This is a genomic window from Metabacillus rhizosphaerae (assembly GCF_037201795.1).
Lineage (GTDB): Bacteria > Bacillota > Bacilli > Bacillales > Bacillaceae > Metabacillus > Metabacillus rhizosphaerae.
The window spans coordinates 3,005,383-3,028,955 of sequence record NZ_CP147403.1 but is presented as its reverse complement, the minus strand read 5'-3'; the positions used below and the strand labels follow the sequence as shown (position 1 = coordinate 3,028,955).

Annotated in this window: 19 protein-coding genes, 1 riboswitch and 1 other annotated feature; of the genes, 5 read left to right on the top strand and 14 right to left on the bottom strand. The window is 35.3% G+C overall.

Annotation, left to right across the window (positions count from 1 at the left end; all coding sequences use genetic code 11):
- Positions 1-96 precede the first annotated feature (96 nt).
- Positions 97-2,010 carry a DUF294 nucleotidyltransferase-like domain-containing protein gene (locus WCV66_RS14875; protein ID WP_338785890.1) on the top strand — a complete coding sequence of 638 codons (1,914 nt, stop codon included), beginning with the start codon at positions 97-99 and terminating at the stop codon, positions 2,008-2,010.
- 6 nt (positions 2,011-2,016) lie between these two features.
- Positions 2,017-2,742, top strand: a complete 726-nt coding sequence (locus tag WCV66_RS14870) for a PolC-type DNA polymerase III (protein ID WP_066327276.1) — start codon at positions 2,017-2,019, stop codon at positions 2,740-2,742.
- Between the two features lie 47 nt (positions 2,743-2,789).
- Here the strand turns inward: WCV66_RS14870 and WCV66_RS14865 are convergent, their stop codons facing one another.
- Positions 2,790-3,044, bottom strand: a complete 255-nt coding sequence (locus tag WCV66_RS14865; protein WP_066327278.1) for a hypothetical protein — start codon at positions 3,042-3,044, stop codon at positions 2,790-2,792.
- A gap of 250 nt (positions 3,045-3,294) precedes the next feature.
- Between WCV66_RS14865 and WCV66_RS14860 the strand changes: the two genes are divergently transcribed.
- The gene (locus tag WCV66_RS14860) at positions 3,295-4,308 is read left to right on the top strand and encodes a hypothetical protein (RefSeq protein ID WP_338785888.1); all 1,014 of its coding nucleotides are present in this window, start codon (positions 3,295-3,297) and stop codon (positions 4,306-4,308) included.
- Positions 4,309-4,453: 145 nt separating this feature from the next.
- Positions 4,454-4,631, top strand: a riboswitch (Lysine riboswitch).
- Between the two features lie 129 nt (positions 4,632-4,760).
- Positions 4,761-5,651, top strand: a complete 891-nt coding sequence (gene dapA / locus WCV66_RS14855) for a 4-hydroxy-tetrahydrodipicolinate synthase (RefSeq protein WP_338785887.1) — start codon at positions 4,761-4,763, stop codon at positions 5,649-5,651.
- Positions 5,652-5,780: 129 nt separating this feature from the next.
- On the opposite strand, the gene WCV66_RS14850 is transcribed toward dapA, so the two are convergent.
- The 11 genes from WCV66_RS14850 to uraD form a co-directional block, all read right to left on the bottom strand.
- On the bottom strand, positions 5,781-7,856 hold the full coding sequence (locus tag WCV66_RS14850) for a heavy metal translocating P-type ATPase (RefSeq protein ID WP_338785886.1): 2,076 nt from the start codon (positions 7,854-7,856) through the stop codon (positions 5,781-5,783).
- A 23-nt stretch (positions 7,857-7,879) separates the two neighbouring features.
- Entirely contained in the window at positions 7,880-8,206 is a 327-nt protein-coding gene (locus tag WCV66_RS14845) for an ArsR/SmtB family transcription factor (protein ID WP_066327305.1), read from the bottom strand.
- A gap of 97 nt (positions 8,207-8,303) precedes the next feature.
- The gene (locus tag WCV66_RS14840) at positions 8,304-9,002 is read right to left on the bottom strand and encodes a hypothetical protein (protein ID WP_338785885.1); all 699 of its coding nucleotides are present in this window, start codon (positions 9,000-9,002) and stop codon (positions 8,304-8,306) included.
- Positions 9,003-9,154: 152 nt separating this feature from the next.
- Positions 9,155-11,389, bottom strand: coding sequence for a DEAD/DEAH box helicase (locus tag WCV66_RS14835; RefSeq protein ID WP_338785884.1), 2,235 nt, complete (start codon positions 11,387-11,389; stop codon positions 9,155-9,157).
- Between the two features lie 265 nt (positions 11,390-11,654).
- The gene (locus WCV66_RS14830; RefSeq protein ID WP_338785883.1) at positions 11,655-13,358 is read right to left on the bottom strand and encodes a 2-isopropylmalate synthase; all 1,704 of its coding nucleotides are present in this window, start codon (positions 13,356-13,358) and stop codon (positions 11,655-11,657) included.
- A gap of 82 nt (positions 13,359-13,440) precedes the next feature.
- Positions 13,441-13,698 (bottom strand) — a binding site (T-box leader).
- A 106-nt stretch (positions 13,699-13,804) separates the two neighbouring features.
- Positions 13,805-14,587 (bottom strand): ABC transporter permease, encoded by a 783-nt coding sequence (locus WCV66_RS14825; protein WP_338785882.1) that lies wholly within the window; start codon positions 14,585-14,587, stop codon positions 13,805-13,807.
- Between the two features lie 6 nt (positions 14,588-14,593).
- Positions 14,594-15,397, bottom strand: coding sequence for an ABC transporter permease (locus WCV66_RS14820; RefSeq protein WP_066327328.1), 804 nt, complete (start codon positions 15,395-15,397; stop codon positions 14,594-14,596).
- The gene (locus WCV66_RS14815; RefSeq protein ID WP_066327333.1) at positions 15,394-16,371 is read right to left on the bottom strand and encodes an ATP-binding cassette domain-containing protein; all 978 of its coding nucleotides are present in this window, start codon (positions 16,369-16,371) and stop codon (positions 15,394-15,396) included. Before WCV66_RS14815 ends, WCV66_RS14820 begins: the two co-directional genes overlap by 4 nt.
- A gap of 172 nt (positions 16,372-16,543) precedes the next feature.
- On the bottom strand, positions 16,544-16,891 hold the full coding sequence (locus WCV66_RS14810) for a hypothetical protein (RefSeq protein WP_338785881.1): 348 nt from the start codon (positions 16,889-16,891) through the stop codon (positions 16,544-16,546).
- Positions 16,892-17,298: 407 nt separating this feature from the next.
- Entirely contained in the window at positions 17,299-18,087 is a 789-nt protein-coding gene (locus tag WCV66_RS14805; RefSeq protein ID WP_338785880.1) for an HAD family hydrolase, read from the bottom strand.
- A 237-nt stretch (positions 18,088-18,324) separates the two neighbouring features.
- Positions 18,325-18,864 (bottom strand): 2-oxo-4-hydroxy-4-carboxy-5-ureidoimidazoline decarboxylase, encoded by a 540-nt coding sequence (gene uraD, locus WCV66_RS14800; protein ID WP_338785879.1) that lies wholly within the window; start codon positions 18,862-18,864, stop codon positions 18,325-18,327.
- Between the two features lie 210 nt (positions 18,865-19,074).
- Here uraD and WCV66_RS14795 point away from each other — a divergent pair, with 210 nt between their 5' ends.
- Positions 19,075-20,733: a PucR family transcriptional regulator gene (locus tag WCV66_RS14795; RefSeq protein ID WP_338785878.1), complete on the top strand. Its 1,659-nt coding sequence runs from the start codon at positions 19,075-19,077 to the stop codon at positions 20,731-20,733.
- Between the two features lie 11 nt (positions 20,734-20,744).
- Here WCV66_RS14795 and WCV66_RS14790 read toward each other — a convergent pair whose 3' ends face one another.
- Together WCV66_RS14790 and pucD are read right to left on the bottom strand one after the other, a co-directional pair.
- A complete protein-coding gene (locus WCV66_RS14790) occupies positions 20,745-21,284 on the bottom strand; it encodes a (2Fe-2S)-binding protein (protein ID WP_338785877.1) in 540 nt (179 codons plus the stop codon).
- Complete coding sequence (gene pucD / locus WCV66_RS14785; protein ID WP_338785876.1) at positions 21,281-23,569, bottom strand: xanthine dehydrogenase subunit D; 2,289 nt, start codon at positions 23,567-23,569, stop codon at positions 21,281-21,283. The genes WCV66_RS14790 and pucD overlap by 4 nt, the downstream gene beginning before the upstream one ends.
- Between the last annotated feature and the right edge of the window lie 4 nt (positions 23,570-23,573).

The window sequence follows — 23,573 nt, the reverse complement described above, 5'->3', positions numbered from 1 at the left end:
TAGCTAGAAAATCATATGTAACCTTTAAGTCTTTAACTTTCGTCCTGTTCTATGTTACCGTAAAAGTATACATGATACATGAAGGTGGTGTCTAACTTGGCAATAAATGATTTACAACATCTTTTGAAAGATTACTACCCATTTACACTATTAACTGACTATCAGCTCCAAGAAATGGCGGATAAAGCAACGCTATCAACCTTTTCAAAAAATGAATTTATTTTTCATGAGGACCAATCAGCTGAAGAAATAGATCTTTATTTCCTTGTTTCAGGGCTAGCCAAAAATATCCTGCATCAAAGGAATGGGAAGCAATTATCGCTTCGCTATTATTATCCTGGTGATATCATCGGATTAATGGTGATGTTTACAAGTGGTGAATTAAATTTTTCTGTTCAAGCTTTAGAGGATAGTACTGTATTTAAACTCAATAAGCGTCATTTTTTTGAAATGATGACCCGCAATAATGATTTTTCGAAAGTGATTTGGGGAAGCATCGGGGAACGGACAAAATCCTTGTATGACGAGATGAAAAATAAGACGTCTTACGAGGATGAGGAAAATGTCCAATTATTGAAAACCCGTGTCAAAGTATTAATGGACTCGCCAACCTTTATTCATCCAGAGACAACGATGGAAAATGCTGCTATCGTTTTAAAAGAAGAAGGTATAACGGGATTAGTTGTTAGCAATAACTCCTCTAAAATGCTGGGAGTCCTAACATTCAGAGAGATACTACATTATATAACTGAGAATTCAGATAGAAATAAAGTTAAAGACTGGATGGATCATACTCCTTATTTCGTTGAAGCTGATGCATTCGCATTTGAAGCTCTTTCCTTTATTAAAAATAAGGCAATAGAGTTTATACCAGTTACTTATAATGAAAAAATCATCGGTACATTATCTAGTCGATCCTTTCTAAATCTTCAAGATTCTAGCTATTTGGATCTAACATACAATGTAAAAAACTCATATTCTTTAGACTTACTTATAAAGGAAGGGCCACTAGTAAACAAAACACTCCAATCATTTGTTCAGAGCTTAGTTGATAAAGAGAGCTACGCTTATGAAGTTGCAGAAGTAATTACAAATCATAACGACAATCTCCATAGACAAATTATTAAACTTACTGAAAATGAAATGAAATCTGAAGGCTATGGAACTCCACCGATTAATTACTGTTTTATTATAATGGGGAGTCAAGCAAGACATGAACAAGGATTTCGTACTGATCAGGATAATGGAATGATTTTAAATGATTATGAACATTTGCCAAATAGGACAGCAATTGATGAGTATTTTGAGATATTTACGAAAAAGGTAAATCATCATTTAAGTGAATCTGGCTTTCCTGAATGTACTGGTGGAATTATGGCCAAAGAAAATAAATGGAGAAGATCATTAACAGGTTGGAAAAATGAAATTGATGTGTGGAAAAAGGAGCTTGATGCCGAAGAAATCCAGAACTTTACTATGTTCTATGATTTTAGACCAATTTATGGTGATTTTTCTTTAGCAGAGATAATTCGAGAGTTCGTAACAGATAGAGCAACACGCTCAAAAACGCTGCAGCAGTTATTAATGAAGGATGCAATCCGTTATAAAATACCTGCCCACCCTTTTGGAATTATGAATTTAAAGCAAAAAAATAAAATAATAAATGTAAAAAAAACGGGTCTTACCCAAATTATTTATTCAACAAGAATTAACGCGATAAAATATGGTATCCATGAAGTTAGTACGGTGAAAAGGCTTGATGCATTGAAAAAAATTCATGCCATGCATCCTAGAGACGTAGAAAACGCAAAAACGGCTCTTCACTATTTACATTTTTATCGATTACAGCAAAATTTAACGGAGTTATCCAAAAATGAACCAGTTACAAATGAAGTGAACGTTTTTGAGCTTTCAAAAGAAGATCGCTTAAAAATAAAAGAAGCTTTGCAAGTTGCTCATCGTATGCAACAAATAACGAAGATCAGCTTTAATCGAAACCGGGTGGTGTAGTACAGTTTGCCGAATGATTTAAAAATCTTAAAATATTTACTTTGGGACCAGCTTTTTTTAAAATTTCAAATCAGCAAGATGATAGGGATACCTGAATATAAAGAAGCTGCACAATCCATCGAAGAATTTATACACAGTCAAGAAGGTTTAATAAAAACAGATCTAGCCTCATGTACATTTACAATTTTCGATTTAGAAACAACCGGTTTTTTCCCTGAAATAGGTGATGAAATTCTTTCAATTGGAGCAATAAAGGTGAAAGATTTTTGTATTCAATATGATGATGCTTTTTATACTGTCATGAAACCGATTAATAAGATCCCAAAAAACATTCAGGAGCTTACAGGATTATCGTCTGATACACTTGATAAGGCACAATCATTTCCAGTAGGATTAAAAAGGTTTCTAGAATTTAGTAAAGGCAGCATACTTGTCGCACACCCCGCTACCTTCGATATTGAGTTCATTAAAAAGGTAATCAAACAATGGAAGCTTCCTTGTTTTTTACCAGAATATATTGATTCTCATGTGTTAGCCAATGATTTATTTTTTGGTAAACGAAATTATTTAGATAATTTAATTGATCGATTAAATATCACAGAAAGAGAAAGACACCATGCTTTAAATGATGCGATTATGACTGCAGATATTTTTGTTCAACTGCTAAAGTCCTATGCAGAAACATCTATTACAATTGTTGAGGAATTACTTGAAATTGAATCACACTCATGAAGCATAAAAAAACAGGCGTGAGTAAACTCACGCCTGTTCTATTCATGCTATATCTTTTTAAAGACTGCAACTTTCGTTTCAATCTCACCAACTTCAAGGTCAGTTATATGTGAAAAACTATATACACATCCATATCCATCTATATCAAATAATGTCATTTCCATAAAGTCCTGTGGCAATTCGTGTAAATGCTTTAAAATGAGTTCATTTTCTGATTTGTGATAAAGATCCCCCTCTTGTAAGTAGTGAACAAAAGGATTTGTATCAAGACGATTTTCAATAGGAATGTTAACAAATTTCATTTAAAAGCACCTCACAATTTAGTTTTCTGTATTTTCTGATTATTTATATAATACACTATAAGTCACTGTTTGAAAACTATTTTTTAAAAATTATTTGTTGACAATTTTTTCAAATAAAATCACAACAAATAATCCCTTCTACTAATTACCATCGTTTCTTTAACTCTATTAATCCCTTCTATTATAAACAAATGATACCAATTACCTTAAAACTAATACATGTTAAAATAATAACAAGGATGTGACATGTATGCTGAAAATACGACAATATTTTATTATATTAGTATTAACTTTCCCCTTTCTTGTCAGTTTTAATTCAAATGATGTAAATGGGAAATACATTGCTTCCTATCAATCTCCTGAAGGAATTCAGTTTGTTAGTAATTCAAATGAGTGGGATAAGACAAAACTAATAGATTTGTATAAGACACTTATAAAAAATAAGCATGGAGAAGAAATTAAACTTTTAAAAGAAGTAAAAATAAATGGTGATCCTCTATCATCTTCGTTAACAAAAGGGAGTTATCATGCTCTAACAAGTACGATTACATTATATCAAGGTGATAAGTACACAGAACCTTCAGCATATCAGGAGACACTTTCACATGAATATGGTCATCATTTTGCGTATCATTATTTTCCATCCCACCACCTCCCCTTTTCTGAATGGTTATCGGTACGTGGGATCGATGTGTCTGAAGTACGCTGGGATGCTTTTTGGAATTACGAAGAAAATAATCATGCATATTACCCACAGGAAATTTTTGCAGATGATTATGTGTTATTGTATGGGGCAATAAATGAGGTTGAAGCAGTTGATGTTTTTAATAATGAAGCCTTCTACCTAAGAACTGATCATGAAAATCAACAGTTTCCAAATGTGCTAGAAAATCGTGAGCTGCGTTCATTTCTTGAAGAGGAAAGTGGAATAGAAATTGACGAAGATCGTCTACTCGAATCTCCAAGGTTAACAGAATGGAATGACACTAAGGCTTCATACGCCATTACTGAAAAACCAAATGTAGCATATCGGTTAAATCTTACATTTCATAATTTTGAAACTAACGATGATACTAGTGAGCACTTTGAACTTTACGAGATTACAACAGATAAAAACAAAGAACGTATAGATTTTTCATTAGATCAAATTGATCAAGACATTTTTTCTAATTACGATTACGTTACAGCCAACCTAGATGTAGTTGATTTATCAACATCTATTGGATTTGAAACTGAGGAGATTACCTTAGAATTAAATATGTAATTTTTAGAAATCCGCGGTAATGCTTACTATATTAATAGGGAAAAATCAATTCCGAAAAAATCTTTCGGAATTATCCTTGCAAAAGATCGAATCTTCTGTTATATTACAGTCAACTAAAAATATTTTCTTACTTCAATAAATTTGGAGTGAGGATAGAGGCGCAAAGACATAAGTACACAATATGAGGAGAATGAGGTCCTATGATCATTGTGGAAAGGGGAATTTGCCGAAGTGGATAGAATCTCATGTTCTTGAAGCTGGTTCTGCTATTGAATAAATGCAGAACTGTCATATAGGGAACTATATGGAGGGCTATCTTTCGCACGGGAACGATTTTTGATACATATTGTTTCTAAGCATCAGCGAATCCCTCGTTGTTGCTTTTTTGCGTTTACTATGAATGGCCCTGACCACCTCTAAATTTACAAAAACTATATAAAGGGTGTGAAGTTATGAATTACGGCCAAGTTTTAACAGCAATGATTACCCCGTTTGATCATAATGGTGAGGTTGATTTTAACGCAACAGAAAATTTAGTGAATTATTTAATAGCTAATGGTTCGGATGGATTAGTTATAAATGGGACAACTGGTGAGTCTCCTACTTTAACGACAGAAGAGAAAGTAGATTTATTTAAATTTGTTGTACAGATTGTTAATGGTAGAGTTCCTGTCATCGCTGGAACAGGATCAAATAACACGAAAGCTTCTATTAGCTTAACTAGTCTTGCTGAAGAAGCAGGTGTCGATGGAATTATGCTTGTTACTCCATACTATAACAAGCCATCACAAGAAGGAATGTATCAACACTTTAAAGCGATTGCCGAAACAACATCATTGCCAGTAATGCTTTATAATATTCCAGGTCGAAGTAGTGTTAACATGTCTGTAGAGACCATTGTTCGTCTCTCACAACTAGATAATATTGTTTCAATTAAGGAAGCAAGTGGTGACTTAGATGCAATGGCAGAGATCATTAGCAAAACACCTAATGATTTTTCAGTGTACAGTGGAGATGATGCCCTAACATTACCGCTTTTAGCTATTGGTGGAACGGGAATAATCTCAGTATCATCACACATCATTGGTAATGAAATGCAAGATATGATTAATCAATTTAAAAATGGTGATGTCACTGAAGCTGCTACCTTACATCGCAACCTTCTTCCTATAATTAAAGCAATGTTTGCTGCACCAAACCCAACACCAGTAAAAGCAGCGTTAAATATGAGAGGAATATCTGTTGGTGGTGTTCGTTTACCACTGATCCCATTAAATAATGAAGAAGAAAGAGCACTTCAAGCTACCCTACAAACTAGTAACCTAGTAGAAGTTTCACGATGAATGGCTCTTTTGATTTTCGCTCATTCATCTAAGTTTCAAAATATACCATGCATTTACAGATTCTAATGCATAGAAAAAAGCCAACATGATGAGTAAGATTTCTCCTCATGTTGGCTTTTTATAAGTTTTTTACATCGTAGCTTTATCTTTTTTCTCATAAAGCACTGTTAAGCTAATTAACGTGACTAAAATCGTTGCTCCCATATCTGATAAGATCGCAATCCAAAGTGTTAATAGCCCTGGAATCGTTAACAGTAATGCAATCAGTTTTAACCCAAGCGCTAATGTAATATTTAATTTAATGATTGAATTAACTTTTTTAGCAGATCGAATCGCTGATGGTAACTTACCAAGATGATCTTGCATCAATACGATATCAGCTGTTTCAATTGCACTATCTGTCCCTTTCCCCATTGCAATTCCAAGATCAGCGGTAGCTAGTGCTGGTGCATCATTTATTCCATCACCAACCATCGCAACCTTTTCATTTTTTGAGAGTTCTTTTATTTTTGCAACTTTTTCATCTGGTAATAGACTAGCGAAATATGATGTTAGTCCTACCTTTTTCGCTACTTTATCTGCTGTCTTTTCATGATCACCAGTTAACATAATCGTATTATTAATCCCTGCACTATGAAGATTCGCAATAACAGCTGCACTTTCTTCACGAATTTGATCAGAGATTCCCATGATGCCGAGAACGTCCAATTCATTTGCTAAGATGACTAAAGTCATACCTGACTCTTTAAAGGCTATAAGATCTTGTTTGACTTTTTCTGTTATATTAAGATGGTTTACATGTGCTTCATTGCCTAAATAATAAGTAATACCCTTCATTTTTGCAATGATCCCACTACCAGATACTGTTGATATTTCATCAGGTTCATCTAATGCTAATCCTTCTGCTTTCCGCATAACCGCTTTGGCAATTGGATGTGATGATGACTTCTCAATCGATGCAGCAATTTGTAAAAAGGTTGGATCGTACGCGACAAGATCCTCTACATATGGCTCCCCTTTTGTGAGCGTACCAGTTTTATCAAAAGCAATCGTTGTAATCTTTCCTAATTGCTCTAAAAATACCCCACCTTTTATAAGGATTCCATTCCGAGCATTTTTTGTTATACCTGAAACAATCGCAATCGGAGACGATAACACTAATGCACAAGGACAGCCTACGATTAAGACCGCTAAGCCTTGGTAAAACCAATCTCCCCAGTTACCATTGAATAATAGTGGTGGAAGTACCATGACAATAACCGAGATCACCATAATTAATGGCGTATAGTATTTCGCAAATTTATTAATAAATAATTCAGTTGGTGTTTTCGTTTCTTGTGCTTCCTCAACAAGATGAAGTATTTTTGCTAATGACGAGTCCTCATAAGCTTTCGTAATTTTGACTTTAAGAACACCTTCGTTATTTATACTTCCCCCATAAACTGGTTCATCAATTGCCTTCTCGACTGGCATGGATTCTCCAGTAATTACAGCTTCATTAACAGAGCTTTTCCCTTCAATAACAATACCATCAGAAGGTATTTTTTCACCAGCACGAACTAAGACAATTTGATTTACCTCCAAGGAAGCAATCTTTACAATTCTTTCCTGGCCATTTTCGAGGATTGTTGCCTCTTTTGGAGCAATCTCTAGAAGTTTTTCCATCGATTTTCTAGCTTTTTGCATTCCAAGACCTTCTAAATATTCATTAAGTCCAAAGAGAATCGCAACAAGTGCTCCTTCCTTCCACTCACCAATACTAAGCGCACCGATAAGAGCAATAGTCATGAGCGTTTCGATATTGAATTTTAACTTCGCTAAGTTTTTCAAGCCTTTAAAAAATGTTTGGTATCCACTTAAGGCTGTCGCAGCAAGAAATAATCCAATTGCTACATATTCATTGATCCATTGTTCAGTAATAAATGCCGCAATGTAGAAAAACACTGAAATAGATAAGAGTGCGATCCAGTTTACACCAGTATGATGCTCATGATTGTGGCCATCTTCTTCATCATTTTCAATATATGCTCCATCTGACGATAAAATCTTATTCACTATATTCATGTCAACGGTACTGTCTAATTTAAGTTTCCCAGTATTATAGCTTAAAGACGCTGTTTCCCCAGAAGGCAACTTGTTGATTTCCTCTTGTAATTCTCTTGTACAATTGGCACATGTTAAACCCTTTACTTTATATTCGTCCATTTTGCTTCACTCCATATAAAAGCTTAATGATGCTGTGCATGATGAATTGTTTGCTGTAATACATTCATCACATGATCGTCATCCGGTGAATAATATAATGTTGTCCCTTCTCTTCGATACTTAACCAAACGTAAATTTTTCAAAAATCTAAGCTGGTGTGAGACAGTGGATTGCATCAGTGAAAGATTTTCAGCTATTTCATTCACGGAACACTCTTGATGTGATAATAAGTGTAAAATTCGAATCCTAGTTGGATCACCTAATGCTTTAAATGTTTGTGATACGATAAATAATGTTTCTTCATCAAGCTGTTCAGATTGATCTTTATCCTTATTTAATGCTTCATCCATTAAAAAACACCCTCTTTGTGTTATTATATATCAAAATATGAGTATATGTTCATATTATCTTATTTTATCATAAAAAAAATATTGGCTATTGTCAATCTTAGCCAATAATTAATAGCAATCCTGCGATAAATATCCCTGTCAATAGGCTAAGCCAGTGGAGAGAGTGATATCCTTTTTTCAATGATGGTAAAAACAACTCAAAAATTGCCACATATCCAATTGTACTACTAGCCACACCAAGTAACACACCTAAAAAATGACCATTACGAATTGGAAAAACACTGCCGATAAGTGTAAAGCCGTATAAGCTTAAACTTAAAAACACGAGTGAAACAAATAAGTGACGTAATTTTAGAGAAGTGGCAAAATAGATCATCATTAATGTCATACCCTCTGGAATATGATGAAAAACAACTAAATGAAATAAATGTCCATCATGATCAACATGATTTCCCAAAGCTAATCCTGAGGGAAGATTATGTAAGGTAATCGCTAAAATAAGAAAGTAAAACGATGCTGTTTTATCTAAACCTCCATGGTGAGAATTATTATGCATAAATTTATCAATTATCATCATCAGAAGCAAACCTACAATTATACCGAGAAACACAGAACCAGGCTTATATTCTGAAAAACTATGTGGTATCAATTCTAAAAACAGTACACCACATAAAACGCCAGAACATAGGGACAAAATATAGTCGATTTTCACCTTCAACCATTTAGAGATAAAAATCGATATGCCTACCCCTGTTAACAGAGAGAAAAATACAGAAAAACATAATGAAACTCCCACCAGTTTCCCCCTCCAAAAATCTGTATATACTCTTTGATAGCTATAACTAGTTCTATGTATACTGTACTTTGTTTAGTACAAGTTAATCGCGGGATTACTACCAAAAGTTCTTCAAACGAACTAACTCGTGAAGACACCTTAGTCGAATAAAATTATATAAGCTGTGAAAGAAAATAGTCCACAACAGGTTTTGAGGTAAGGCGAGCAGCTACGTATGGAGGTCTAACGTTAACTGTTGCTTCGACAGGTAGACCTAACCATAACTTCTGATGATCAATGATAATGAACGGAAATGAGACAGAATAATTAATATGTTTATCAACTTTTACGTTTTCTATTTTTTCAGTAGTCATGAAAGTTAGTAAGACTTTGTCATTCCTATTGTTTAAAATGGTCTTCCACTCTTTTGGTAATTCTTTGCCCGATGGTAAGCCTACAAAGATCGATAGCCTCGCTTGATGAATATCTTCAATAATTAAGTCTAGTTTCTTTGCGTGTATCCAAGTTAAATTAGGGTGTTGATTTTTTATCCAAGCACCTACTTGATGTGGTAGGATTTGCTGATCATGTTTAAACTGATGGTCAACGAGCTTGCGGATCGTTTTCGTTTGATAAACATTGGATTGAATAAAATGATGATCACAAATATGAATGAATTTTCCTCTTGTTCTTGTAATCGCAACATTGATAAGCCGTTCACTATCTTTACCAACTAACAGCATTCCTGGTCTACCTTGAGGATAACTATCAACAGTATCAAACAACATTACATCACGTTCACTCCCTTGAAAACGATGAACAGTCGCTGAGGTGATGTCTGCGTCTTGAAGCTCAGTTAAATAGAGGTCTGATAATAAGGTCTCCATCAAAATTGCTTGCGCTCGATAAGGTGTTACATACCCTATTGATCTAGAACCAGCTAAGTAGGATTCATGAATAAGCTGAAAGGACAAGAGTAACTGCCATAAATTAAATCTCGAGTTCGATGATTTTTCACGGAGACAATGACTTCCTGTAAAACTACTATCTAAAAGAACAGAAGCACGATTTGGAAACGGAGCTCTTTCTAAAATTGCATGTCTCGAGGTTTTTACACTTTCATGATCACCTACGAGAGAATCATATATATATTGATTCGTAAACGAAGAAATATCAGGGTGCATTCGTCTTTGTTCCTTTAAAAGAAACAAGTGCGGATGTAATTTTTTTCCGGCATTAAGCCAATCTACAACCCCGGCCTTATGAAATATATCCTCCCTTAACCACTCATCCACTAGCGGACTTCTTGCTGCTGCAATTGGTGGCAGCTGCTTAAAATCACCGCAAATAATAACACGAGTACCTAATGATGCAGCAAAGCCCACCTGTGGAACGTATGCCATACTTGCTTCATCTACAATGACAAGATCATAATCCTTTTCATAAATTGTTGGATCATTTGCTGCCTTTGAAAGTGTTGTTCCAATAATATCGGCATCTTTAACAAATTGAATTTCCTTTTGCCGTATTTTCTCTAACACATTGGTAAGTTTTCCTTCAATCTCCAATAAACGTTCAGAGTCTCGTCTACTAAAAGAGCGTCCTAGATCATGTTTTATTAATCTGCGTTCTTCTTGCAAGCTTAGTTTTTGCTTTGCTAAGTCTGGATTTCGTTTTGTGATGAGTTCGGTAGTTGTTAGAAAAGATTCTGAAGCGATCGCAGACTGTGATCCATACCGTAACAAATCTCCTTCTCGAAACCGACCTTTTTTATCGATGAAACGTGCAATTTCAGTCATTAACACATCTACTGCTTGATTACTTTGTGAAAGAATGAGAACACGATTCGCTTTAAAATATTTATTTGCCGCTACTCTTCCAAGTGTATAGGTCTTACCTGTTCCAGGTGGTCCCCAAACAAAAGTTACCGGGTTATATTTACTTCTTAACACTAGCTCATGAACATTGGATTTTATATTATCGGTTGGATGTATAGCTTCATTAGAAGGGTTCATCATTCTTTTTATCCGAGCTCGTTTCCGTTTACTTTCTTTTATCTCATCCAGGCGATCATGTAACTGGTCTAAAAGCTCCCAAGGGTCATGGAGTAGAAATAACTCACTAAGATCGCTACCTAACGATTGTTCTAGAGAAACGATCACACTTTTCCCCTCTGAAGAGAGGATACGACCACTTATTGTTAATTTCCCAGATTCCATTCTTATCGTTGATCCAATTGGAATTCGGATAGGAGAAGACGTATCGAAATAATACGTAAATGCCCCATCACTCGTCATTAACTCCCCATTTTTCACGTAATATTTAGTGCTTCCATATGTTTTTAAGTGCATGATTTCAGCTCTTAACGCTTTCTGCCAAGTCTTTATATAATAATTCGTTGAATGCATGTTGTCAGCTACCTCTTTAAATTACAAAACATTGTTTTGTTCTCTTTATTAGTATCGACACATACTATACCATCTTACTAACTGAAAATCTATTTCACTTTGCCCTAGCATTTATTTATTAAATCTTTTTTAAACACACAAAAAAGGCTGACTCAAGACAAAGCGTCAGACCCTTATCATAATATATAGCCTCAAAGTTGAGTTAAAAGTCACTATATACTAGTTACGTTGGGTGAGACTCTTTTCTAGCCAACCTCTTTTTTACTTATTTGTTTGTCAAAGAAAAATCCATTCCAATTGGAAGTTTTACACTCTCAGTCATTTTATTAACAGCACTAAACAGAGCTTTTACAGAAGAGGTCATAATATCCATATCAACCCCACAGCCCCAATAAACAGTACCGTCTAGAGCTGTTATCCCTACGTAAGAAACGGCGTTTGATCCCGAGCCTATTTCTTGAGCATGCTCCTTATAGACTAAATCAGTATATTTAATACCAAGTTTGGTTTGTAGTGCGTTACTGATTGCATCTAGTCTTCCGTTCCCTTCGCCAGCAACTTCCTGAAGCTCATCATTTATTTTGATCGCTACGATGGTTTGGTAATCATCATGCTTAGTAAACTGGTAATTGACAAACTCGACAGGTGCTTTGATATTGACATATTCCTTTTGGAAAATGTCATAAATTTCATTAGGCAAAAGCTCTTTTTGCTGATGATCTGATACATTTTTAACAATGTACCCAAAGTTTTCACGCATTTTAGCTGGTAAATCAAGGCCATATTGCTGTTCAAGAAGATAACCGATTCCACCTTTACCAGATTGGCTATTAATCCGGATAACATCTCCTTCATACTCTCTTCCAATATCATTTGGATCAATTAACAAATAAGGAACCGTCCAATGCTCGCATTCGTTTTCCTCACGCCACTTCATTCCTTTAGCTATTGCATCTTGATGTGAGCCTGAAAATGCAGCAAATACAAGTTTACCACCGTATGGCTGTCTTTCATAAACCTTCATCTTAGTCATACGTTCATACACAGCAATGATTTCTTGAATATTTTCGAAATTTAATTCCGGATTCACTCCATGGGAGAACATATTTAGAGCAAGAGTAACAATGTCTACATTCCCTGTTCTTTCGCCATTACCAAATAATGTTCCCTCGATTCTTTGTCCACCGGCTAGCATTCCTAATTCCGCATCCGCAATACCGCTTCCTCTATCATTATGTGGGTGAAGTGATAAGATAACATTTTCTCTATAATTCATATGATCACTCATGTATTCAATCTGGCTTGCATAAACGTGAGGCATCGACATTGAAACAGTAGCAGGCAAATTGATAATTACTTTATTCTCAGCGGTCGGCTGCCATACATCAAGAACCCGATTGCATATCTCAAGCGCAAAATCCACCTCTGTACCTGTAAAGCTTTCAGGTGAATATTGGAACTTAAAGTTCCCTTCGGTTTCAGCAGCATATTTCTGAAGAAGTTTTGCACCAGTAACAGCAATGTCGATAATTTCTTCTTTAGATTTTTTGAATACTTGTTGACGCTGAGACACAGACGTTGAATTGTATAAGTGTACAACTGCTTGCTTTGCACCTTGAAGTGATTCAAACGTTTTCTTGATAATATGTTCTCTTGATTGAGTCAAAACTTGAATCGTCACATCATCCGGGATCAAATCCTCTTCAATCAACGTTCGTAAAAAAGCATATTCCGTTTCAGATGCAGCTGGGAAGCCAACTTCAATTTCCTTGAAACCTATTTTTACAAGCAATTGAAAAAATTCTAACTTCTCCTTTAGAGTCATTGGAACAACCAAAGCCTGATTTCCATCCCTAAGATCTACACTACACCACATTGGAGCCTCAGTTATATACTCTTTTTGAGCCCATTTCATGCTTGGCTCTGGGGGCATAAAGTAACCTCTTGCATACTTTTTATGATTTTCCATTTTTCAAGTCCACCCTTCCATTTATCATACATATTTTTATTTAGATACATTAGAACGCAAAAAAGTCTTTCATCTCTAAATTAAAAGAGACGAAAGACTGTTAAAATCTCACGCGGTACCACTCTAATTCATACCAAATTGGTATGCACTCAGACAGACACGGGTTTTTATAATACCTATATCCTCCTACTGTAACGGTTAGGCTCCGTCTCTACCTACTCTTAAAAATTTCAGCGAGCTACTTCAAGGCGAGTTCGGATTTTGTCTACGACTGTTTTGCACCAACCAACAGCTCTCTGTACGCTTATAAAACCCTACTATTCCTCTTCAATGTATTTAATATTTAGAATATTATATCAAAGGAAATTCAGGTTATCAAGGTTATTTCATTAAAAAATAGGCGAACAACTTAAGTTTTTAATATCACGGTATAACCCTCTAATGAATCACGACCCAGTCGACAGATAATGTCTAACTCCAAATTGCCATATGAGTAAACAAGGAAAGATAAAAATGATCCCAGCAAGAGGAGACATCATATATAGAAGTGTGTCCCCGTGATTTTTATCGAGAATATACAGCAACGGCAAGTAATTTACACACCCAAATGGAATTATAAATGTAAAGAATTTAGATACCCATTTATGATAGATATTTAATGGATATTGAGCCATCTCTCTTCCACCATCAGTAAATATATTTACCACTTCTAGACCTTGGATTGTCCAAAAGCACATTGTAGCAGCAAGTATGAAAATTCCAGTAAAAATAAATACACCGCTGACAATCATAAGTAAGAGGGTAATAACTTTGAAATAGTCCCATTCGATGGAAAGATTACTAATTGCCCACCCCAAAACGAATAAGCTTTGTAGTAGCCTTCCAAATCTCGTAAACTCAAATTTTGATCCTAACACTTGAATGAAGGTGCTTCTTGGACGGACAAGAAGTCGATCAAACTCACCCTCCTTTACAAGACTAGAGAATGAGTCAAACCCTCGAGCAAAACATTCACTTATAGCAAATGCCATATGAATAACCCCAAAACATAGTGCAACTTCAAAAAAACTCCAGCCTTTAATTTGCCCGAAGCGTTCAAATAGAAAATATAAACCTGCAAAGACAGTGAATGGAATAAAGAATTGTCCGATCGATAAGAGCCAAAAAGATGTACGATATTCCATTTGTGATTTAAATAAAATTCTAAGATATTTGAAATAAATACTCAAAGTGAATCATCCCCCTTGTACAACCACTCTTTGTAAAGCTTTGTCAAAAGCATATCTTCCCAATAAAATAAGAACACTAAGCCAGCCAAGCTGAATGAATATCCCTATAAGTGCCTCATCCTGTGGAATGTGTCCTGAATAGACTCTGAAAGGAAAATCTGCCGTCAAGCGAAATGGAAGCAAGTAGGCAATGTTTTGCAGCCATGATGGCATAAGTGGGATAGGAATAGTTAAACCAGCAAAAAATTCCCCTATGATCCCAAAAACTAACAATGAGCCAACTGGAGACATCGTCACAAAGACAGAAATATAAATAAACATAGATATTGAGACTAATAGGAGTAAACCTAGAATCATTGCTGAAAGAAATAACATGAAGGTTGTTATGCTAGGTGGTAGTGTCATTTTGTATGGTTGCGGTAAAAAGAAAGCTACAATTAGAATGGGAAAGCTTCGAAGTAATGCACTCGACAAGCGCTGTGCTAAAAGTTTTGCATACCAAAACCCGTAGATACCGCATGGTCTACAAAGTTCATACGCGATATTTCCACTCGTGATTAAATCAAATAATTCATTATCACGAAACCAAAGCATGATAAAAGCTAGAAAGGCCTGTTGTAGCCAAATGTAAGTAATTAATTCTGTAAAAGAAATAGGTGGTGTATGTAAGTAATTCTGGTAGAATGCTTCAAAAATCATAATATACATGAATCCCCAAAAAAATTGTGTCACCACCCCTGCCAAAGCAGCTGCCCTATACTGCATGCCAGTTAGTAGCCGTAGCTTCAATACGGAAAAATATGCATTCATATTTCATACTCCTTATATAATTGTACAATAATGTCTTCAATTGGTTGTGCTTCTATAGAGACATCAAGTAATTCAACCTTGCTTGATAATTGGGAAACTACTTCTGATATCATGACCTTCTCCGTATCTACACTTATAATAGCCCGTTCAGGTGACCAAGAAAGCAAAGAAGTTCCATGAATTTCAAATGAATTAACCGTTTCACGATAATCTGCAGTAATTGTCTTAAGTGTCCCAAATCGACTTCTGAGTTCATTCAATTTACCGTCATACAATAAGCTCCCCTTTCCGATTAAGATGACTCTGTCAGCTAAAGCCTCGATATCATTCATATCATGCGTGGTAAGAATGACAGTAACTCCTTTTTCTTTATTAATTGTTTTAATAAACTGGCGAACAGCAATTTTTGAAACGGCATCAAGTCCGATAGTTGGTTCATCCAAAAATAATATTTTCGGACTATGTAGAAGTGAGGCAGCGATTTCACAACGCATTCGTTGCCCTAAGCTTAATTGTCTTACTGGGGAATTAATGAGACTTTGCAGATCGAGTGTTTCAACAAGTAGATTAATATTATCTTTATATTCTTTTTGAGGAATTTTGTAAATATCGCGTAGAAGCTCAAATGAGTCCATTACCGGTACATCCCACCACAGTTGAGAGCGTTGTCCAAAAACCACTCCGATATTTTGAACATATGACACTCTGTCCTTCCAAGGAGTGTACCCCATAATGCTGCAGGTTCCTCGGTCAGGAACCAAAATACCGCTCATTAACTTTATCGTTGTAGATTTACCTGCACCATTTGGACCGATATAGCCTACAATTTCCCCCGGTTCAATAGAAAAAGAGATATCTTTTAGCGCTTCAACAATAAAATGCTCCCGATAAAACAGCGCTTTCACAGACTGCCTCAAACCAGTAGTTCGCTTGGCAACTTTGAAGGATTTACTTAAGCCTTCTATAGTAATCAATCGTTTTTCCTCCTAACATTTTGAATGGAAGAAAAAATATATCATCATAAATCATGTATGTCAATAAAATTTTCTGATTTTTCAAGCATCAATAACTTGGATGTGCTTTACAAATAAAAAAAGCAGTGACATTTCAAATGAAAAATCCACTACTTTAATAGTTCCTATACATTTACATTACCATATCTCTAGTATTATTATGACAAGCACACTCAGCTAAACTGTAACCTGTTACTTGGAAGCCATGCTTTTGTAAAAATCGAATTCCAATATTTTTCTCGAGTTTATTAGAAGCGATGACATATACATGTTTCCTTGGAATTTCATGATAAAATCTTTTTAAATAAGGTATGGGAATGACAATTGCTTGAGCTTGAAAGGCTTGATTCTCTGATAAATTGTTATAATCTCTAAAATCAACTACAACATGATGATCATCAAGTTGAGATCGATTTACATCAATACAAGGAACGCTTTTTATTGCCATATAACTTTTATAATAAAAATAACCTAAAATCAAAACAAAAATAAGTCCTATCACTAGATAAATAATGATTATTCCCTCCTTTGTTTATATTTCTCTAGCTCTATCTGCAATTATTAAAAAAATAAGATAGCCATATAGGCATATTGTTAATGCGCTATAAAATCTCACTTACTAATATATAGTGAGTCAAGGTCTTTATTCAAGTAAAAAGATTCGCGCTTTACATTTTTTTGATTAGTTTTTTAACTGAAGCATAGATCCCTATTCATAATAGACTATTTGCTTTTTTGAAACAGCCTAATACCAGTAGTGGTATTAGGCTGTTTTATTTTTGTTTAGGAAATACTAAGGATAAGCGCTTTGACATCAGGCTCCAGCGTCTAGTGTACTTCACAGTCCTCCAGTTCATACGTCGCTTATCAAGGCCATCCGCTTTGTTATTACTTGTTTAACTTATCTAAAATAGGATAAAGTTCTTCAAGATGCGTAATTTCAAAAGTAGGGATAACTTCATTACGTTCTTTATCATGACGATTGATCCAAACAGATTTGATTCCAGCTCGAGAAGCGCCAAGGATATCTGTCATTAAATTATCACCAACCATGATTGCTTCATCTTTCGTTAAATTCATTTTTTCTAAGGCATGTTCAAATATAGAAGCATCTGGTTTTCCTCTTCCAAATGCACCAGAGATAATGATTTGTTCAAAATATGGAACAAGCTCAGGTGTAATATCTAATTTTGTATTTTGAAGATCTGGTGATCCATTTGTTAATAATAAAAGACGGTATGTATCCTTTAGCTCGTCCAATACCTTAAACGACTCGTCATATACAAATGGCTTTTGACGTCTTTGCGCTGGAAACTCTTCAGCTAGTTTGGCACCAAACTCTTGATCATCGATTCCGCAAGCCTTTAGCCCTCTTGTCCATGCTTCTTTACGATATGTGGGAACGATTTCTGACATCTTTTTAAAATTCTCTTCATCATCTAAAAAGTTGCCCCACAGTCCTTCAAATGGATTAATCCCGATCATTTGTGTAAATTCATACGTTTCATATGAAGAATATAGCTCTCTCGCTTCATTTCGTACAGCTTCTTCCAATTGATCTGGATCGACTCCGAATTTTTCATGAGCGATCTGACACGTTGCGATAAATGCTTCTTTTACACTTTTTTGATCCCATAATAATGTATCATCTAAATCAAAGAAGATTGCTTTAATCATATTTATTCCCCCAGTTCTGTAAACTACTATATGCAAAACTCATACTATTCAAACAATAGATTACAGAGATTTTTTCAATATGTAAATAGGATAGAGAAAATCAATTTACGAAAACAGAAAATAATTGACTAGGTACTTTATTTAAATAAAAAAACCGTTTAGCGTGTAAACGGTTTTAATAAACTAGGAGGATTATTCATATGTGATTGTGGTTATTTTTTTATAATATACATCTCCTTACCGTAATACATTGTTAGATCTTTCATGATTATAGCTCCCTTCGTTTGTAACAATATCTCTTAATCTAAACCATGATATTTTATAAATTTCCTCCATAGCTGTTTCAAATTCTTGCTCTTCTTTATTTTTAACTCTCCTTTTCATTGAGTCATAAATAGAATCTTTATTATGACCACGTACTGCTAAAACAAAAGGGAAACCAAATTTCTTAATGTATTTGTTGTTAAGCGCCAGAAAACGCTTATATTCATTTGGGGAAAGCTGATCTAAACCTGCTTGTTGTTGTTCAAATTTTGAAGAAGTGGACAATTTTATTTTTGTACCTAAATCAGGATGTGCTAGAATTAAAGCGAACTTTTCTTCCTTTGAAGATTTCTCAACAAGCTTTACCATTGAACGATGAAGAAATTGTATCGAAGGAAAAGGTCGTAACTCCCATACTTTGTCAGCAATCCAAGGAGTATCCTCGAATATCCAGCCAAGAAGTGCTACAAACTCACTCTGTGAAAATTCGTTCACATCCTTAATTGTAATCAAATAATCACTCCATCCCAAATTTAATGTTATTAATTGTTACATATTATGTTATATTATTTACATAATAATCATTTCCTCTTCATTTTTCATTAGTTATCATCACTAGTTTTAGAAATTTTTCTTAGTCAAATTAACTAAAAAGCATAAAAAATGGTTTTATTGATTATTTTTATGTTACTTTTTCTAACATTACAATAAGGTGGGATCTTGATGAAAATGAGTGAATTATTAAAAATCCCTATTCTTTCCAATGCAAAAATTGCTGCAGGCAAAAATGGTGTAGGTCGAAGTGTACAATCAGTCAACATGATGGATGCCCCTGATATTATTCAGTTTTTAAAGCCCAATGAATTATTAGTGACCTCAGCTTATTTTATTCGTGACAATCCACAAGAAATGGTCAATCTCGTCAGATTTATGGCAAAGAATAATTGCTCCGGGCTCGGAATAAAAACTAGAAGCTTTTTACATTCCATCCCCTCTGAAGTTATTAAAATAGCAAATGAAGAGAACCTTCCCTTAATTGAACTTCCTCTCGAACATTCATTAGGAGAAATTGTTAATGAGTCATTAAGTTACATTCTAGCAAGACGAACAAAGGAGCTACAATTCGCAATAAATACGCAAAGAGAATTTACCAAGCTTGTACATAAGGGAGAAAAATTATCAAAAATAATTGATCGACTTTCCACGATTCTCGATAAACCGATTTTGCTTATTGATCATTTAAATCGTGTAATAGTTGAAACACACCACTTTCGTAGCACCGAAATGAAAAAACTCAGAAAAAATATTGTAAAAGACATCGATGCTAATCATTCGTCAATTAAACAGCAACCACTTTACCTTTCTGTTTACAAACCATCTTCCCTAAAGGGCAAATTCGTTCATTTTTTTCCGATCGATACCTATTTTAAGAAAAGTTATTTACTAATTATTGGCTTTGATTTTCCCGTTGACGGATACACTCTCTTATCAGTGGAGCAAGTAACGAATGTTATTTCCTTCGAGCTCCTGAAACAACATGCATTATCAGAGAAAAATCTACATATTAAAAATAATTTTTTTACAGCATTATTAGATGGTGACATACCTGAAAGTGAGGTTTTGAAACGAGGGGGAAAATACGGACTAAAAAAGGATCAATCTTACAATGTAATTGCCTGTAAAATTGATGAAAATAACGAAAAGATAACTCAATCTCTTTCTTTTTATAACTCATTTCAAGTGGAAGGTTTTAAATACACGATTTATGAGCATTTAAAATCAATGTTTTCAAAAACAGGAATGGAGTTTTGCATTTTTATAAAGAATGATATTTTTGTTCTATTACTAGATCGAGAGAATATGAAATCTGAACAGCAATTAACTGAGTTTATTCAATCCGTTCAAAAGAAACTGCATGAGCAATTAAACGTGTCTATTTCTTTTGGTGTAAGTACTCACTGTAAGGATATACGGAATATTCATAAAGGGTACCGACATGCTGTGGAAGCATTGGGGGCAGGGTATCAACTTAGAAAGAGTCATTTCATTCAAACATATCGCACCAAGGATATCACTGAATTACTCCAAATGATCCCACTTGCTAATGTAACAGAGTTTTATGAGAGCACCCTTAAAGAACTTGCCTATACAACCAATAAAGATTTACTAAGTTTAGTACAAACCATTTCTGTTTTTATTGAAAATCATTGCCAAATCGCCGAAACAGCTAAACGGTTATACGTTCATCGAAATACAGTTGTTTATCGGCTAGAAAAATGCGAAGAATTATTAAACATCTCCTTAAAAGATTCTGATGAAACACTAAGACTTCGGATTGCTTTGTTAATCCGTTCGTTTCTTCTGGAAAAGGTAAAACCTTAGGTGGACCTTTTTCACTCTAAGGTTTTATTGTCAAAAATAGCCGAAGATTCATTTTTATAACGCTGAACCGCTCGAAGAATTCCATTGTACCCCGTACATCTACAAAGATTACCACATAAATAGTCGAGCACTTCTTCTTCTGTTGGCTGATTATTTTTGTCTAACAATGATTTTAAGGCAATAATCATACCCGGTGTACAATACCCACATTGAAGGGCACCTTCCTCCAAAAACGCTTGTTGGATCGGGTGGAGATTCTCTTGTGAAACCTGTTCGATTGTTTCGATTACCATACCATTGGCTTGATAAGCCATAACTAAACAAGAATTAACCACATTTCCGTTCATTAAAACGGAACACGAACCACACCTACCTATTTCACAGGATGTTTTTGTTCCGGTTAATTCTAAATCTTTACGTAAAAGGTCAACTAATCGATAGGTAGGGGGTACAATAAGACTGTACAATCGACCATTAATTGTTATGTTTAATGCAATCTTATTTTCTAGTATTCTATCATTTGTACTATTTTCAAACCTATCAATTTTCATTCAGATACCCCCTGTTTATAAAACGAAAATGAAGTCGTCTGAAGAGCATTCAATATTTCTTCAGAAGAAACAGGTAGCTTCTTGACCCATAATCCGCACGCATCATGAATTGCTGCGGTAATTGCTGGAGCAACAGCAACAGTGCCAATTTCACCAACACCTCTAGGCCCGAACACATCGTTTTCCATTAAGGATTCATCAACATCAACATTAGTCGAAAGAGGGATGTCCCTTATCGTTGGAATAATGTACGAATCAAAATTCTCAGTATGATAACAAGCGTTTTCCATTAGCGAATCTTCAAATAGAGTAAAACCTAGTCCCATAATGGCCCCACCCTCAATTTGTCCTAAATAGCCTAGTGGATTGACGACAGGACCTGCTGCAACAGCATGATCAAGCTTTGTCACCTTAATTTGACCTGTTAATTGATTCACTTCAACCTCAACTGCAACGGCTGCATACGTGTGTATATAATGCCCGCCAATAACCGCATCAGGAGTTGTCGGAAAATGAAATTGTGTTGAACAAACAGGAAGCTCCGTTTTCAAGCTGTTCGCAAGTTCTTTATAGGTGATCAAAATCTCACTCTTTTCACCTTTTTTCCAAACACCATTTGCACCGAGCATCAGAAGCTCCTCTGCAATCCCAGTAAGGCGTGACGCTGCATTTAGCAGTTTGTTTTTCCACGGTCCTTTCAATTTATTCATACCCTGCCAGATCATATTTGTTGAACGAGAGGCAGTCGAGGAGCCTGAGGCAGGAACTAACCCAGTATCTCCAATAACGATTTTTACATCTTCTTTCGCACAACCAAGCATATCTGTCAGCAATATTTCAACTGTTGCAAGTAACCCTTGTCCAAACTCTTCAAAACCAAACGCTATTTCAATCTTCCCCTCTTCCGTTAGAGAAAGGCGGGCACCAGATGGATCTGGCCTTCCAAAGCCAAGCCCACCACCATGCATGGTGATAGCAGCACCTTTTCCCCTTAAACTCCAATTATCTTGTAAATTTAGAGGAGTTGAAAAAATAGGGGAGGACTTAATCATCTTCAGAACATTTTTCGCTCCATCATTCGCAACAATCCGTTGACCAAGTGGCCCTAAGTCATCTGCCTTTCTAATATTCATCTCTCGTAATTTTAAAGGATCAATATTTAGTATTTCTGCAAGTCTATCAATTTGTGATTCTAAAGCAAAGGTTACTTGATTACCGCCAAAACCCCTAAACTCACCTGAAACCCCGTTATTCGTAAATACTGAAATCCCTTCGATATCAACATTTTGAATTCGATATGGACCAGTCGAATGCTCTACTGCAAAATCCAATACAGCTGGTCCTAACGTGGCATATGCACCTGTATCAGCAGTGATTCTAACAAAATGACCAACTAACAAACCATTTGCTTTTGCACCTGTAATCATTTTAATTTTCATTGGGTGACGTTTTATTCCCGCTTTGACAGATTCATTTCGCTTGTTATGAAGTTTCACTGGTCTATTTGACTTTATTGCAAGCAATGCCGCATATGGTTGGATATTCAACTCATCCTTCCCACCGAATGAGCCTCCGATTGGACTTGAAATGACACGAATATCACTTTCTGGCATTGCCAAAATTCTAGCCAACTGCATACGATCCTTGAATCCGTGCTGTGTCGCAGCATATACTGTGATTTTACCATCCGCTTCTGGAACAACGACACCACCCTCAGTTTCCATATACGCATGCATTTGTCTCGGTGTTTCATATGTTTCCTCAACAATATACGGGCACTCTTTAATTGCATTCATGACATCATCGCTACTTTTATAGCCTGCACGATGAAGGATATTCCCTCCCGGATGTAGTTTAACCGCAGAATCGATCAAAGCCTTTTCAGGTTTATCAATAACTTCAAGTATTTCATACTCAACCTCAATCAACTTGATCGCCTTATCAGCAATTTCTTCAGTTTCAGCCGCTACAGCTGCCACTGCATCCCCCACATACCGAACAACATCTTCACAAAAAACCGGTTGATCTGGAAATATTAACCCAAATCGATTCATACCAACTACATCCTTATGAGTAACGACAGCAAAAACTCCCTCTAATTGTTCTGCTTCAGTTGTTGAAATCGATAAAATTTTAGCATGAGGATAAGAACTCCGTAACACTTTTCCATAGAGCATCCCTGAAAAAGAATAATCAGTTAAATATTTAAGAGATCCTGTTACCTTATCATATCCATCAGGACGGATTTTCCATTTTTCTTGAAAATTATCTCTTATCAATTTCACATAT